The 15,342-nt window shown below is 54.1% G+C and carries 11 protein-coding genes and 2 pseudogenes; 3 read left to right on the forward strand and 10 right to left on the reverse strand.

The window, feature by feature from the left end; all coding sequences use genetic code 11:
• Positions 1-1,145: 1,145 nt before the first annotated feature.
• Positions 1,146-2,330 (reverse strand): polysaccharide deacetylase family protein, encoded by a 1,185-nt coding sequence (locus tag A4G99_RS20175; RefSeq protein WP_082837956.1) that lies wholly within the window; start codon positions 2,328-2,330, stop codon positions 1,146-1,148.
• Positions 2,331-2,495: 165 nt separating this feature from the next.
• Here A4G99_RS20175 and A4G99_RS20180 point away from each other — a divergent pair, with 165 nt between their 5' ends.
• Together A4G99_RS20180 and A4G99_RS20185 are read left to right on the forward strand one after the other, a co-directional pair.
• Entirely contained in the window at positions 2,496-2,834 is a 339-nt protein-coding gene (locus tag A4G99_RS20180) for a helix-turn-helix transcriptional regulator (RefSeq protein ID WP_066147767.1), read from the forward strand.
• Positions 2,831-3,334, forward strand: a complete 504-nt coding sequence (locus tag A4G99_RS20185) for an SRPBCC domain-containing protein (RefSeq protein ID WP_082837957.1) — start codon at positions 2,831-2,833, stop codon at positions 3,332-3,334. Before A4G99_RS20180 ends, A4G99_RS20185 begins: the two co-directional genes overlap by 4 nt.
• Before the next feature lie 698 nt (positions 3,335-4,032).
• Here A4G99_RS20185 and A4G99_RS20190 read toward each other — a convergent pair.
• The 4 genes and pseudogenes from A4G99_RS20190 to A4G99_RS29980 form a co-directional block, all read right to left on the reverse strand.
• Entirely contained in the window at positions 4,033-5,136 is a 1,104-nt protein-coding gene (locus tag A4G99_RS20190) for a glycerol dehydrogenase (protein ID WP_066147570.1), read from the reverse strand.
• A gap of 280 nt (positions 5,137-5,416) precedes the next feature.
• Positions 5,417-6,199 carry a VOC family protein gene (locus A4G99_RS20200; RefSeq protein WP_066147574.1) on the reverse strand — a complete coding sequence of 261 codons (783 nt, stop codon included), beginning with the start codon at positions 6,197-6,199 and terminating at the stop codon, positions 5,417-5,419.
• 315 nt (positions 6,200-6,514) lie between these two features.
• Complete coding sequence (locus A4G99_RS20205; protein WP_223302062.1) at positions 6,515-7,108, reverse strand: metal-sulfur cluster assembly factor; 594 nt, start codon at positions 7,106-7,108, stop codon at positions 6,515-6,517.
• A gap of 2 nt (positions 7,109-7,110) precedes the next feature.
• A pseudogene (locus A4G99_RS29980) lies at positions 7,111-8,160 on the reverse strand (amidohydrolase family protein).
• 185 nt (positions 8,161-8,345) lie between these two features.
• Here A4G99_RS29980 and A4G99_RS20215 point away from each other — a divergent pair.
• Positions 8,346-9,382, forward strand: a pseudogene (locus A4G99_RS20215) (NAD(P)-dependent alcohol dehydrogenase).
• Between the two features lie 356 nt (positions 9,383-9,738).
• Here the strand turns inward: A4G99_RS20215 and A4G99_RS20220 are convergent.
• The 5 genes from A4G99_RS20220 to A4G99_RS20240 all read right to left on the reverse strand — a co-directional run bounded on the left by A4G99_RS20220 (position 9,739) and on the right by A4G99_RS20240 (position 14,893).
• Positions 9,739-10,515: an IclR family transcriptional regulator gene (locus A4G99_RS20220; RefSeq protein WP_066147576.1), complete on the reverse strand. Its 777-nt coding sequence runs from the start codon at positions 10,513-10,515 to the stop codon at positions 9,739-9,741.
• Between the two features lie 1,387 nt (positions 10,516-11,902).
• On the reverse strand, positions 11,903-12,730 hold the full coding sequence (locus tag A4G99_RS20225) for an NAD-dependent epimerase/dehydratase family protein (RefSeq protein ID WP_394337474.1): 828 nt from the start codon (positions 12,728-12,730) through the stop codon (positions 11,903-11,905).
• Positions 12,640-12,873, reverse strand: coding sequence for an NAD-dependent epimerase/dehydratase family protein (locus tag A4G99_RS29985; RefSeq protein ID WP_394337475.1), 234 nt, complete (start codon positions 12,871-12,873; stop codon positions 12,640-12,642). The genes A4G99_RS20225 and A4G99_RS29985 overlap by 91 nt, the downstream gene beginning before the upstream one ends.
• Positions 12,874-13,704: 831 nt before the next feature.
• The gene (locus A4G99_RS20235; protein ID WP_190303830.1) at positions 13,705-13,983 is read right to left on the reverse strand and encodes a hypothetical protein; all 279 of its coding nucleotides are present in this window, start codon (positions 13,981-13,983) and stop codon (positions 13,705-13,707) included.
• Between the two features lie 136 nt (positions 13,984-14,119).
• Entirely contained in the window at positions 14,120-14,893 is a 774-nt protein-coding gene (locus A4G99_RS20240; RefSeq protein WP_066147582.1) for a ParA family protein, read from the reverse strand.
• Between the last annotated feature and the right edge of the window lie 449 nt (positions 14,894-15,342).

Here is a 15,342-nt window from a genome sequence, read left to right on the forward strand (position 1 = left end):
GTGACGGATTTCGTACGCATCATCCCCAAGATCAACGCCATTGATACAACCTTCGTGAGAAGGACATCCAGTGCGTCGTTAAGTTCTGCTCTCGTTTGTGGCCCTGTCTCGGGGTTGCTGAACAAGTCGCGTTGTTTGTCGGTGTTGTAGTCGGTCATAGTGTGGCGCGGAGCAAGTATGGACTTTGTGATGCGCCCCATGTGAACACGATCGTCTACACGAATGATAGGCCACTGCTGGAATACCACTACCACATCGGGCAGTGGACGCACAGTGTGCAATCGCTCAATCCGATGTACAACAGACACGCTAAGATAATAAGATTGGCGGCGTGAAAGATGCTCTGTGAATCAGTCACGAACCCACAAATCCTCGGTACGCGTAGTGTGCACTACGAACTGCGCAAAGATACCTTCGAGGGTCTAGGAATCGTCCATTTCCGCTTATACTGTCCAAAGGAAGTCAATCGCCGAAATTGGACAAATTCGAAGAATCGACCTCGCTGCCGTCCCACGTTCTACTTCGGCTATCAAACCAATCGCGCATTTTGAAACGCGTCGAAACCCTAGAACGCAACTACTTTCCCTACTATCTCGATAAATACCTGATATACGAGCGGAGATTCGATTCCCTGGAGTCAGCTGTCTGGAAAATAGGCGGCGTACCATACGAATCGTTCGTCTCTCCATGGGCAGTCCACTCCCCCCGTATCGAAGATCTGGTAGCGTGGCAGGGGAGAGTTACGAAGGATTTCGCCGATCACGTCGTAGATTCACTTGAGACGTATCTTCAATGACGGTACACTGTCCACATAGATTCTTCTTAGGGTACCGGGAGTGATCCACTTATGAAATCCAGCGATTGGTAATATCGTAACTCAAAAGTAATGATGAAGACACATATTAATTCATTAGTCGCGAGACTCACTACAAACAAACAACTTTTCCATCATGCATTTCGTCTAGATCAAAACGTTCACGAGCGAAGTGCGGGCACGGCTTGTGATCGTTACAAAGATCCGTTGAATTCAGGATTCGAACGACCCACACATCGTCTGAAGGACATATGATTCGTTGTCTGTAGCCACCGAAAACAAACGACCAAGGGGTAATACGATCATCGCGTTTCGGTCACAGTCCGTGGGATTACTCCGACTCGCTTCGTCGGCCCAAGATGAACCCGGCGACCGCCCCCACACCACCGACAATACCGAACGACTCGAAAGTTTCGAGCATGCTCCCATCGGACGATTCAGCCGAATCCGTAGACGGAGGGTGCGTCGTCATGGTTGTCGTCGTTTTCGGCGTCGTGGATGTGGTGGTAGTATTGGTCGTCGTGGTCGTTCTTGTCGCTCCGAATCCGGCGTCTGCGAGCGCCTGTCTGAGTGTCACGATTTCGATGTCCCTCGACTTCGCCGCTCGAATCATCCGACGGATTTTCGACTTCGTGACCTCGTCCCGTTGCGTGTGTGCGCCGAAAATGCCGAGCGCGTTGTCCTCCGCGACGGCGTCGAGTTCGTCTCGAACAGCGCTCCAATCGGTGAATTCGATGAAATAGTCGCGACGAGTCCCGTACGGGTCGATTTCCCCACGTTGGTTGATACCGTTAGAATCGATCGCGTTTGCGACGCCGGTGTAGAACTCCTTCGTGAACTTCTCCGAATACTCGGTGAAGTGGTCGTAAGGAGCGAGGAGATTGTCGACCGTGAACCCGTACGATTCGAGCGTCCGTTTCGAATCACGGAGGATGTATCGCATCGTCTTCGGGGATAAACGCTCACGGGCGCTGTCGGCATCGAAGGACATCCCAACCGGTTTGTCGAGTTTCATGTACAGCTCGTCGTCGTCATTCCGACCCGATCCGACGATATTTCGCGTTACGGAGCTGTCTCCATCGTATATCTCCACCTCGTAGCCTGCGTGGAACGGATGTGACGCGTGAGTACCGTTCGGATATGCCCGGTCGTCGTCCGGAGCGATATCCTTCGCGAGCGGGAACGACTTCAACGATGTGTGCTCTCTGGTGTGAGACATGATTTCGAAGCCGAACGACTCCATCTCAGTTAGCTCCTTCTTGTTCAGCGCACGGTCCATACTTCCCGACCCGTCCGTACCGACCCACTCGGAAACAATCCCGATAGATGCCGGAACGCCTTCGTCCTTGTGCACAGGAAACGCCTTTTGGTAATCGGTTACCGGTCCATCGTCGTAGACGATAACGGCTTGGGCGTTCTCGGTAGTGGACTGAGCACCGACGGTCGTCGCCGTAACGGCGCCTGCAAGAGCCGTAGATGTCGATAATTTTAGAAACCCCCGACGTGACAATTCCATTGATCATTTGTTCTGACTTTGTGCACAGTCATATATTTTGTGTGATGGGAACGAGCTGGCTAATGAGCGAACAATTCTTGAAGAAACGCTCTCTCCGTCCGAATCGTCGAAGGCAATTTGTTTAACCTATAGGTTTAATATTGAGTGTGCTGTACATTCAACTGGATGGTTGAACAACAGCTGAACGACCAGGAGCTCGACGAGATTTTCAAGGCATTAGCCCATCCAATTCGCCGAGAGATCCTCGAACAACTCGCCGATGGCCCCGAAAGCGTCGGCGATCTCGCCGAACCACACGACGTCTCGTTGGCAGCAGTCTCCAAGCATCTCCACGTGTTGGAAGATGCGGGCTTACTCGATATCGAGAAGGACGGCCGGGTTCGACGATGTCACCTTGATGCCGCGCCGCTGAGTGAAGCCTTTGGATGGCTAACTCGGTACCGCGTGCTTTGGGAAGACCGCTTCGACGCGTTGGCCGACCATCTGGAGCAAGAAGACCAATGAGAGACAATACTGATGACGGAAGAGAACCGCGAGAAGAGACCACCACGGATGAGGGGCGAAGTATTACCGTCAACCGCGTAATCGAAGCCACACCGGAGAGAGTCTACGAAGCCTTCGTCGATCCCGACGAACTCGCCGCGTGGCTCCCGCCAGAGGGCTTCTCCTGCGAAGTTCACGAGTTCGACGCCACGGAGGAGGGCACCTTCCGCATGTCGTTCACTGCTGACATCAAGGAATTGGAACCATACGCCCACACGTTCCATGGGACATACGAGGAACTGTCCCCTGGCGAGCGGATCGTCTACACCGAGGAGTTCGAGTCCGACGACCCGGGAATGGCCGGAGAGATGACGACCACGGTCACCTTCGAGAAAGTCACCGGTGGGACCGAAGTCACTGCTCACCAAGCAGGAATCCCCGAAAACATCCCGCCCCAGGACGCCAACGAAGGATGGAATGACTCCCTTGGAAACCTCGCGGACGTCGTCGAGGAGGCGTAGCGCATAGATCGTATCGAGTCTCGTGGCGGGTCTCACTTCCGCTTATGGATTTAGTGGGAGACCACGGTTGAAGGCCACCAATATACAAAACGCTCACGGGCACAGCCAAGAGATATTATATAAATTTGACTGATCTCTTCTCACTACTCTATCAAAAAACACCGGAGGAGTCGCAGCCCAATACGACTGGGTGGAGGTGCTCAATTATTTAATATGCGGTGCTCATCTTAAAGGTATGTCACGGACTAACGAACCAATCAATAGAGAGGTACTCGACCAGTTAGAGAAATACTCTACGTCTGCAATAGCAAATACGAAACACGAGGGTGTGAAAACGCTGTCCTCTGCGATTAAACCGGTTCATACCGATTGCACCTTCGCTGGGACGGTCCGGACCGTCACGCTCGATCAAAGTGAATCATCCTCATATTTGCGAAGAATAGACAAGTAAGACACCCATCATCGTAATTATTAACTTCCCAACATAATGCTACTTCGCGTACGTCGTCGGATGGCTCGCGATTTGCTTCGTTCTCCTCGCTGGAGGCTACTCCGAGTCTTCGCTCGTCTCCGGCTTCGGGATCACATTCGGTATCGACGCGCTCGCCGCGTGGTACGTCACGGCCGCATTCGCTGTCAACGAGTCTTGGGAGTGACCGGTCCTGCCCGTGCAGTGACCGTCGTGGAGCCGTCGCAAGCTAGCCGTGGTGCTCTCGAACCCGGTGACCGATTTGATCGATTGTTCGGAGAGCGTCTCGAACCATCGGCGGCGTAACCTCGAACGGCTCGTTATGAATCGTCTCCTCGGGATCACACGCGGCGTCCGCGACCGTTTCGAGCTGCGCCGTCGTCGGGTCATCGAGCCCGATGTCAGCGAGCGTCACCGGGAGGTCGAGTGCGAGTGAAAACTCGACGTAGTCCTCGACAAAAGCGTCTTCACGGCCCTCGAGTACGAGCTGAGTCAGCGTCCCGATGTTCACTTTCTCCCCGTGGGTCGCATGGTGAGTTCCTGCCAGTTGCGTCAGCCCGTTGTGTACCGAGTGCGCCGCAGCCAGACCACCACTCTCGAATCCGAGCCCACTGAGAAGTGTATTTGCCTCCGCCACGGCCGCCACGCTTTCAGTGACGGCGTCACGTTCGATCGCGTCCACGGCGACGATAGCGTGCTCCCGGAGAGTCTCATAGCAGAGTTTTGCGAGTCGGTGCCCGGCCCGCGTCGGGGTGCCACCAACGATATTCTCGCCGTCCGACTGGTACGTCGCATCCGCTTCGAACCAAGTCGCAAGCCCGTCAGCGATCCCCGACCGGAAGAAGCGCGTCGGCGCGGTCGCGACGACCGCCGTATCGAGGAACACGAGGTCGGGATGTCGCTCGTAAAACCAGTATTCACGGAACTCTCCTTCTTCACTGTAGATAACCGAGAGAGCACTCGTTGGGGAGTCGGTCGAGGCAATAGTCGGCATCGAAACCATCGCACCCCCAGTTTCTTCGCGGACGGCTTTCGCCGTATCAAGCGCCTTGCCGCCACCGGCGCCGATAACGACGTCCGCACCGCGCTCTTCCACGATGGCTCCGACACGATCGATCTCGGTTTCAGAGGCTTCGCCGTTGAACTCGACCGTACTTGCCCCGTGGCCCTCCGCTTTCAGACTTTGGATAGCCCGCTCGCCAACCAGATCGAGGACGGTCTCGTCGGCCAGAAGCAAACACTCGGTCCCGAGCGAATCGACATGCGTTCTGAACGAGTCGATGATGTCGCGGCCCTGTACATACGCTGCCGGTGATTCGAACACCTGAGGCATACCAGTGAACACCACACCAACCGTGTTAAATTTTCCCACAGTTCCGGTCGAGCGACCTTCAGGGCCGCCCAAACCCATGAATGGAAGAGGAAAATGATCTACTCACAGTGCTTCAACACGAGGGGGAAGACATCGTTGTCGTCGACGGCCACCCGCACACGCGGGACGCGACCACACGGAGGCTGAAAAGGACCGTCGTTTGCTGGGGCATGGCACTCGACAACTCCGACGGCGATGTTTTCGCGACCCTGCATGCCTCACAATTCCCAATGGAGAATTTTTAGAACGGGAAGAGATCACCTTCTATTCCGTCTCGCTCGATGAGTTCGATCTCGTGGCCGTCCCGATCCTTCGTAAATGCGTACATCTGGTCACAGGAGTCGGGGTCGCGATAGTCGGGTGCTTCACGCTGTTGGAGGGTCTCCCAATCGTCCTGTAGATCATCGAGACGAACACAGAAATGCCCCCATCCATCTTTTTGTTCGTACGAACGTCCGTCGTAGTTGTAGGTGAGTTCGACCGCCATCGCCTCCTCGGCGGCGTCCTCGGGTTTCATGAAGTAGTTGGCGAACGAATCCGATTCCCAACGACCGGTGTGCTCGTACTCGAATTTTCGCGTCCAGAATCCGAGCGCCTCGTCGGCATCCTCGACGCGAATCATGGTGTGGTCGATGCTCCATCGCGCGCCGTGGTCGCGTTGGACGATTTCGATTTCGTGCCCATCGGGATCCGTTACAAATGCATAGCTTCCACCGCAGGAATCGGGGTCGCGGTAGTCCTCGACACCTTCCTTGATCAATTCTTCGTACGCGTCATCCACGTCTTCGACACGCACGGCGATGTGACCCCACGCATCACCGATTTCAGGAGACTCCCCCTCGTTGTGTGTCAGTTCAAGCATCGCCCCGTCTTCGTGCATCCCTTCGGGACCGAGGTAGACGATAGTGAATCCGTCTCCCTCGTAACGATCTTTCTCTTCGTACTCGAGATGTGTCTGATACCAATCGAGTGACGCTTCCAAATCACCGACACGCATCATCGTGTGGTCAAGGATTCCGGTCATGGAGTATGCTACACTGGCTCTCTAAAAAAACCATTTGGTTACTGCCGAGTTAAAGTCGATGAGAAAACGGGACAAGCGGTCGGAGACACCGGGCGAAGAATCGTTTCGTCCGGCGGAGTGACAGCTATCGCCGCGAGCAGTCGATACCGGAATGCTCCTCAGTCACTGGCAAGTTCGGGGTTCCGCGCAGCATGGAGGCTGGCACAAACACCACCCTGTCCACCCATGTTTGTCTTCGCGAGTCGAGAAGCGCTCCGCGCGGTCTGCACGTCCTCGGTAGCAAGCGGGTCACCGTCGCGAGACACGAACAATCGGTCACAGTCCCCTCGACGACTCCGACACTCGTGGCTTTCTCCAGATACCGTTTGAGCGGGTCTGCATCCACCTCGACGTAGAACTCGTCGAGATCGACATCGCGCGACCGCCTTCGAAACCGAGATCCTCCCGCCGTAACGCCGCGAGTTGAGCGTCGTCGAGTCCGGCGTCGGCAAGTTCCTTGATGGCGTCGTATTGACGGGCGAGACGGGCCTTTCGGTCGAGCGTCGCGAGCGTCTCGGCGATATCACCGTCCGCAGTTTCGAAGGCGTCCGAGAACGCCATCCCTTCGTTGACGCCCCGGGTAACTTCGGTCGCGTGCATGTGATCTCGGAGCACGATGCGGACATCGCCCACGCCGTCGAGTTCTGAAACCGCGTCGCGAGCGTCCGTCGCCATCATCCACGCGAACGTCGGGGAGCACCACGCCGTCGGGAGCGCGAACGCGACAGTGACGGTTCCATCCTCTATTTCGAGGTCCTCGATGTAGTCGAGTTCGACTATCGACCGGTCGAGTTCCGGATCGGTGACGCTCCGAAGTGCGGACCGGATGGCGTCTCTGGTCGGGTCTGTCCCTTCTATCGCTGGCGTCATGGTCAGTCCGCCGCTCCTTCGTACTGCGCACCCGTGTCGAAGCGTTGGGAGACATCGTCATCCTGAAGCGATTTCTTGCGCTCCTCGATGTCGATATCGTACAGGTCCGCGGCGTTTTCACCCAACACCTTCTTCTTCGTTTCGAGTCGAACTCGACGCCGTACTCGCGACGTTCCTCCTCGGTGAACTCGGTATCGAGGATGGCCTCCAGTATCCAATCGGGTTCCCAGATCGCGTAGTCACTACCGAAGAGGATGCGGTCCTCGCCGAGCCAATAGAGTAACTCGCCAAGCACCTCGCGGAATTTCGCCGGTCGCCCTCGTGCCATCGGGGCGACGACCGCGAGCCCGCCGTACACGTTCGGTTCCTGCGTCCCGATCCAGCAGAAGTCGTCGAGTCGCGGCATCCCGACGTGCTCGACGACGAGAGTTGAGTTCGGGGAACGAGGTTGCCGCATCGTCGATATCCGCGACGTCGAAGGCGTCGCGGTTCAGCGGGCGAATCGTCGGTCCCTTGTGCGGATGGATGTTCCGAATGCCGAGGTCGACACACTTCTGGAGGAACTCGAAGGACTCTTCGGAATCGAGGCGCCATCCCTTCGAGTCGCCGCGCCACTCTGCGGTGTACACCTTCGCTCCCTGGATGTCGTACTCCTCTTTCTGTCGTTCGAGATCATCGAGCCCCTCTTGGCCTTCCCGAGGGTCGAAGCGTCCGTTCGTGATGAGCCGATCACTGTATTCGTCGGCGAGCGCACCGCAATCGTCGATGGTGTTGAAGCCATCGGCGTAAAATTCCTTTAAGTAGGTCGGTTGGAAGATACCCACATCGACGTCACCGGTCCCGAAAACACTCGTCAGGAGTTGCTCATCACTGTAGGTACGGAACTCGTCGAGCGAGCGTTGTCGTTCTTCCGGCGCGAATCCCGTGTGATAGTCGTGAAAGCACTGGATAAACTGTTCGCCTCCCTCATGGATGATGTTCTCCTTCGTCGCGTTCCACGCGTGAAGGTGACCATCAACGACGAAGATATCTTCGCCTTGGTGCTGAAGCATTGCATGCAAATAACAACCACACACAGTAATAATTGTTATGGACCGCCAACAGGGTACAGTCGGGATTTTGTGTCGTAGCTTTCCCATCGTGATGCAACAACCCGCGAGCCCGTTGCGTTTAGTCGGCAGTCGCTGCCGGTACCACTGAATTTACTACCAGCTGGAGAGGTGCTATCAGTCGCATCATGCAAGCTGCGCGACTACACGAGTATACGGACGATATGAGCGAGGCACTTACGGTCGAAGATGTCGAGAAGCCGGAAATCTCGACATCGGGGCAAATAATCGTCGAGGTGGAGGGCGCCGGATGGTGCCAGACGGACAACCACATCATCGAGGGGATGTGGGAACCCTACGCAGAGCAGAATCTCCCGATGACTCTGGGCCACGAGAATGCCGGTTCAGTCGTCGAAGTCGGTGACGAAGTAACCACCGTCGAAGTCGGTGATTCGGTCATCTGTCATCCCGTTCGTACCTGTGGGCAGTGTCGCGCTTGCCGATTAGGTAACGATATGTACTGTGAGAACAGCGCGTTCTCCGGACTCGACACGGATGGCGGATTTGCGGAGTACCTCCTCACCTCCGAGCGATCCGCGATCAAACTCGACGACATCGACCCCGTCGATATCGCACCGCACGCCGATGCTGGGATCACAGCCTACCACGCGTCGAAGAAAGCGGTCGATGAATTGGTCCCGGGGAACTACTGCGTCCTCATCGGTATCGGGGGGCTCGGTCACATCGGTCTGCAAGCCGTCGAAGCGATGAGTGCGGCACGGACTATCGCCGTCGACATCAAAGACGACGCGCTCGAACTCGCCGAGCGATTGGGCGCCGATTTTACCGTCAACTCCGGGGACGAGAACGTCGCAGACGCGTCGCCGACATCACCGACGGTGCGGGTGGGACACAAGTCCTGGACTTCGTCGGCGCCGACAGCACCACTAACCTCGCGCCCGATATCGTCGCACCCGGTGGCGACCACCACATCGTCGGCTACGGCGGGCACGTCCATCGACCCTCCCAGGACCTCGTCGACGGCGAGTTCTCCTATCAGGGCAACCTGGTCGGAACCTACACCGAACTCCAGGAACTCATCGCGCTCGTTGAACAAGGGGAGATGCACCTCACCACCACGCAGTACGACCTCGACGAAATCAATAAAGTAGCCGAAAAACTCGAGCGGAACGAAATCGAGGGTCGCGCCGTCATCCGACCGTAGACTCGACCATCCGGTTCAATGCTGTTGAACCAGGGCACTCAGTGGTCATTCTTTGTCTCGGAAAGACGTATTGACTGGGTACGACATCATCATATCGGTGAAACGGATTCAACAGGAGTGAATTGGATCAATTCGACGAGTAGCATTACAGTCTTAGTGTCGTAATCCCGGTCGCCCCATATTCTCTCTAATCGTTGCAAGTGGAGAACGAGGAAGTTCGGACCTCAAGCAGATATTTCCATCGGAGACAGCTACTCCAGAAACCTACACAAGCGCATCGTGATCGTTCACTCACCTGACCAAGAGAGTGATGGGGGTTTCAGTGATTCACCACCGTTGATTTCTCGAGATCGAGATCAGTAGTCCCTCATTTCGAGTTCGATGAGATTGGCAGTATCGGAGACTGCCATCGCGAGGTTCTCGGTGAAGTAGTCACCCTTCATTCGACTTGCCGGACCTGCGATCGAGATTGATCCGTAGACGCCTTTAGAGCCGTCTTCATTCGAAGGCTGGATCGCAGTGGCCACACAACAAAGGCCTTCGAGTTGTTCTTCCCGATCGAATGCGATGTCCCGTTCACGAATCGTCTCCAGTTCTGCTTCCAGTTTGGATCGATCCGTGATTGTGTGGGGCGTCGTCGCTGGAAGTCCGTGGTGATCGATGATCTTGTCGATCCGTTCCGCAGGGAGGTGTGCTAAAACTGACTTACCGAGCGCGTTATCGTGGAGGTATTTTTGGCTTCCCGTCGTATCGAAGTTGACCGCGTTCGTACCCTGTGCATCGTAAACATAATAGCCGTACCCCCGTTCTTCGATCATCAGAATACAGAGTTCGCCAGTCTCTTTGGCCAACTGATCGATTTTATGCTTTCCGACTTGGTAAATATCTAGTTGGTCAATAGTGCTATGTCCCATATTGAGAAATCGCATGCTTAATCGATAGTCTGCCCCTTCTTTGACGACGAACTCGTGAGAAGCTAACGTGGTTAGGTGATAGTGCGTCGTGCTCTTCGCCATATCGAGGTGCTCCGAAATTTCAGTTTCCGAGGCCTGACCAAGTGTCATGAGCGCCTCTAGGACGGAGAGCGATCGGGCACTCGCTTTGATCCGTTTCGGCTTGTTTTTCCCTTTCATAGACTACCCTTTCTTCAGAACCCTCATTAAGGTTCACCATCATTGAATCGAGCTACAATGTATACTTCGGAGGTTCCGACCCCGTGATGATTGCCGAAGTCGCGTTTCTGGGTGTCTGGGGAAGTCAGATCGGCCGGTGGTACTCCCACGTGAAGTTTATGACCTTCGAGGAGATAGAATCGGCCCAAAATGGTCGAAAACGACATACTCGTCGGCTGATGGCCACTATAACAACGGTCTAATGTCGATTCACTCACGAAAGACAAAATTCCAAGACCAGTTGATCGCCACAAGAAATTTATTTCTCGAGAGAGAGATTATCACATATGGATACTAACGATGAGAATCAACCGCGCCTCTCGGAGAGTACATCACCTAATACGACTCTCTGTCAGAACTGCGATCAGGAGTTCGATTGGCAGCAGACGGAGTGTCCTCACTGCGGGTGGGAGAAGAACGAATGGGTCGAAAAAGGTCGTTACGGGTTAGAGAAATAGTTACTATCTCGAATGTATATATAACGAATTGAACGTCCTTCCTTCCGATCGTAACTACATTCGGCAGCGGACAGTCGACTTTGATGTCCCTGCTACGTCATCTCGAATCGCTCGAAATCCGTTCGTCACGTACAGAGACAGCCGGAGCAAACCGAGGATCGACAATTGATTAGTCGTTTGTTTTGTTACTTTGAGGAACCTAATCGATGGGAATTCCGGTAGATTTTTAGCGTGACATTTACGCCAACACATCCGTGAGTAGAACATTCGAATCCTGATGACCGCAGGTGGGTGCTCAATATAGACTACGAACCCTGCATAGAACAAGCGGGGGGTCCCGGGGGTAGTGCACTTCCGCTTACTTCCCTAAGCGGCAGTATAGGAGACACCACCACGTATTGTGTAGACCAGGGATACAGTGCTTCTATTGTACGGAAATGGCCCCTTAGAAATTCATAAACTACATAGCGCTACATCAAAATCGATCGTCGAGGTTTTGAGATTACAGTGAGTTTAGCGGGGCTGTGATGCGTGGTTTAGACGAATCGAGTCGCTAAAATCGAATTAAATTGTTCTCAGGGGCGGGAGAACGCGAGGAAGATTCTCGAAGGCAGGCGTTGCCGCGCTCGGAGTCGCTGGACCGATGGATGTCGGAGATGTGCAAATCCTTCGTCGTGGAGTACACACGGGTGGCGTCAACGACGAGGCAGCATCAGATATGATCAGTCGATGACGATGAGGTATGAACGTCGCGGCATCCCTTCGAACGGTTCAGCAGTGACGGCGATAGTTCCGCGCTCATACAATGTTTATCGGCGAGTCCGATGACGAGGAGTTGCCTGAGCAGCCGTGACTGCTCTCCAAACCGGAGTTCTCCGACGTAAGTTGTGCTACTTGCTCAAGCCGACTTCTCGGGCCTCGATCAGAGCTTCGACCGCCTCTCGAGTGGCTTCGAGCGAGGTGTATCGCGGTTCGTATCCGAGTTTTTCCCGCGCCTTCTCGATACTCGCATTTGGGCTGTAGCTGATGTGGTCCTTGGTCATCTCGACGTCCTCTTCGTCGTATTCGGGGCGATCGGCCCACTCGTCGAACGGTAGGTACGTGAGGTCGGCGTCTCGTCCGAACCACCCGGCAACGGCCTCGGCGTAGCCGCGGAGGGTAAGCGCTCGCGGCGAGACGACGTGGAAGCTTTCGCCAACGGCCGCCGACCAGTTCTCTAGCGCACGCTGGAAGCCCTGTGCTACGTCGTCGGCGTGGACGTGATGAACGGTTTCGAGACCGAAGTTGGGGAGCGCGACTTCTTCACCCTGCGCGAGTCGCGAGAACACGTCGGGGTCGAAGTTGCCCGCCGGATTGACGGGCTCCCAACCGGGGCCCACGATGTGTCCGGGGTGGAGAACGGTCGCCGGGAAGTCGTTCCGTCGCGCCTCATCAAGCAGGTACGCCTCAATTTCGGCTTTCTTTCGCCCGTACTCGCCGAGTGGCCGGCGCGTGCGAGGGGAGTCCTCAGTCGTGGGCACGACGTCGCTGGGACCGTGGACCCAAATCGTCCCACAGTGTAGTAGGTGTTGAACCTCCCCGCGTAGCGACGCGACGAGCGCTTCGGCGCTCTCCGGCCCAAAGCAGATCAGGTCGATAACGACGTCCGGGTCGGTGGCCGCAATCTCTTCGCCGAACTCGCCGCGTTCCTCGGCGGTTTCGCGGTCAAGCTCGACCATCTCGACGCGGTCCACACGCTATCGTCTTGGTAGGGATCGCGCTTGCCCCGGCTGACTGCGACGACCTCGTGGCCGGCCCGTACCAGTCGTGGCACCAGGTAGGAACCGATGTGTCCGGTAGCTCCGATGACGGTGACTCGCATAGTTAGCGCTATGACTAGTGTTCACGAAAAGGTATGGATACCGGACTAATTGGGCGGGAGATAATCCCACACGTGAGTATATGAAAATAGAAGACGATGTGTTGACGGAGGGGACAGTACTCCCAGATGAACGTGTAACGATGTTCGAACAACTATTGGATGGGAAATCTGAGTTGGGGCTCACGGAGACTATGGCCACGGTCTGTGGAGTACATATAGCAGCATTTCGTGTATACTTCACTGTTCTCGATCATCAACACAGTACGATAGCTGGAATAGCCGAGATTCTCGATCGCGATCAGGGAAGTCCCTCTGAAGAGACTCAGTCTCCCATATCAGATCTAGAGTAGATCGCCGCCACTGCTTCGGCGCAACGAATCTATCTTTGGCACAGAAAGGCGACGGTTGTTAGCATTGTATACTAACAATACCACGAAAAAGTTGGCTAGTCGTTACCACAATAGAGAGTGGGCATCTTAGAGGGGTTAGAGACGTATGATAGCTATGACAGCGCAGGGCCATAGGAGAGTCTCTTCTCACCCAAGTTGTGGAACACCCTAACGAAGAAAATGGGATCGAGAGTCCCAGTGAGGTAAGAGAGCATTCCCATCATATCTTTCTAAACCATCTAAGAGAGGTTAGACCTACGCTATATCAGATGACATTCTTCTCGGGTCTCGAAGCTAAACCAATACTAGAATATGCTGTCTCAACCATCATAACCATCTTAGAAACAGTCTGAAACTCTGTTCAGTGCGGGTGAATCGTATAATAAAAAGTGATTCAAAAAGACCTCTATGACCTCATAGACAGATATTCTCTCTAAGATAATCAACGCTGATTCAGACGAGTAAGCAATTCATCGTCGTCTATCTCCTGAGTCCTCTCCATTGCGAGTTCGATAAGAATGGGGTAGTAGTCGCGGTTTTTCTGGAGTGATTCACCGTATTCACGTTTGTATTTCGCGTTGATCTCGTCGAATCGGATATCTAGTTCGGTGTGTTGCTCTTCGGGAAGATACATCAGGACTGACGGTCGGTCCTTCACAGATGTCTTCTCGTTCTGTTTTGTCTTTTTGTTCTGTTCTGGTTCATCGGTCTTAGAAGTCATAGACGTATTATCTGTCTTCCCCGTCTTAGACAGGCTATCCGATTTTTCTGTCGTAGACAGATTGTCTTGAGTTTCTGTTTCAGATGGCTCTTCGTTCTGAGCGTACCGACTTCCAAATGGGTCGCGGTTCTGTGTCTTATCTCTCGCCATTGATTCCCTCCAACGACTCGGCAATTTGTAGATAGGCCTCTTCCATGTCACAGTCTTCCTCGTGTTCGAAAATCGAGACCCCCGCGTTCCACGCTCGCTGTAATGCAACTCGCTTTCGGATCTCCCACACTGGTGCCCTTTCCTCGAATACTTCTTCGAACCACTCCATCATCTCGGTCGCTTCGTTGTCCGTCCCAACTTCGTTCGCGACGAGCCCCACTTCATGAATCTCCGTGCCAAAAGCAGCTTCAAGGGCGTTGATTTGTTTGAACAACAATTCAAGCGCACGAATGCTCGTCGTCTTTGTCTGGGCCGGAATAAGCACGTTTTCACACGCGAGAAGGGCATTGTCGGTCAGGACGCCCAAGTTTGGTGGACAGTCGATGACGATATACTCGTACCCATCGAGGTTATCAAGCGCCATATTAAGGCGATTTTCACGGTTTGGCACTCCAGCTAACGCATCTTCGATGTTGATCATATCCTGATGACTAGGTATGACATCCATCTCAGAATGCTCGTAAACCAGTTGCGCCGTTTCGTCTATGATGTCTAAATCAGGTAAGACATCATAGAAGCTTATGACGTCTGCATCGTATTTGTCTTCTAAGCCGACCCCTTCGGTTGCATGTCCCTGGGGATCCAGATCAATTAGAAGAACGTCGTATCCTAGCTGATTGAGTGCTCCTGCGACGTTGATCGACGTTGTCGTTTTTCCAGCACCGCCTTTTTGATTACTCACAGCGATCTTAGTCGTCATACTTCTCTACTCTAGTTATGCCTTCTAAGATGGGATAAAAGTATGTCAGACAAATTCTTTGTGTCGTGAATGAACCCAGCTAACCAATAGAGCTCTAGTGCTATTCGAGAGCGTGTTGAAATGACGAATTGGATGAATCGAGTACGGACAGACACACCTTGGTCGCGGATGTAAGTGGAAGACGAATGTGTAGGTCATTCAAATCGATTGGAGGAGACACACCACCCTCGCGGATGTAACTCACAATGGTCTCCATCTATTTGACGAAGTGATATTAGGTACACATATTATATCCCAAAGTTATTTGTGTAGTAGCAGCGTATAGCTCATTAAGTTAATTTCAGCTTTTAATAAGAGTAGTCGATTTTTTCGACTACTCTTCACCCTTTTCTTCTCTCGATCTCGGTGAGTATCGACAGTCTCTCGCCCTTTCATTGAATCAGTTACAT

The organism is Haladaptatus sp. R4 (genome assembly GCF_001625445.1).
Classification (GTDB): Archaea; Halobacteriota; Halobacteria; order Halobacteriales; family Haladaptataceae; genus Haladaptatus.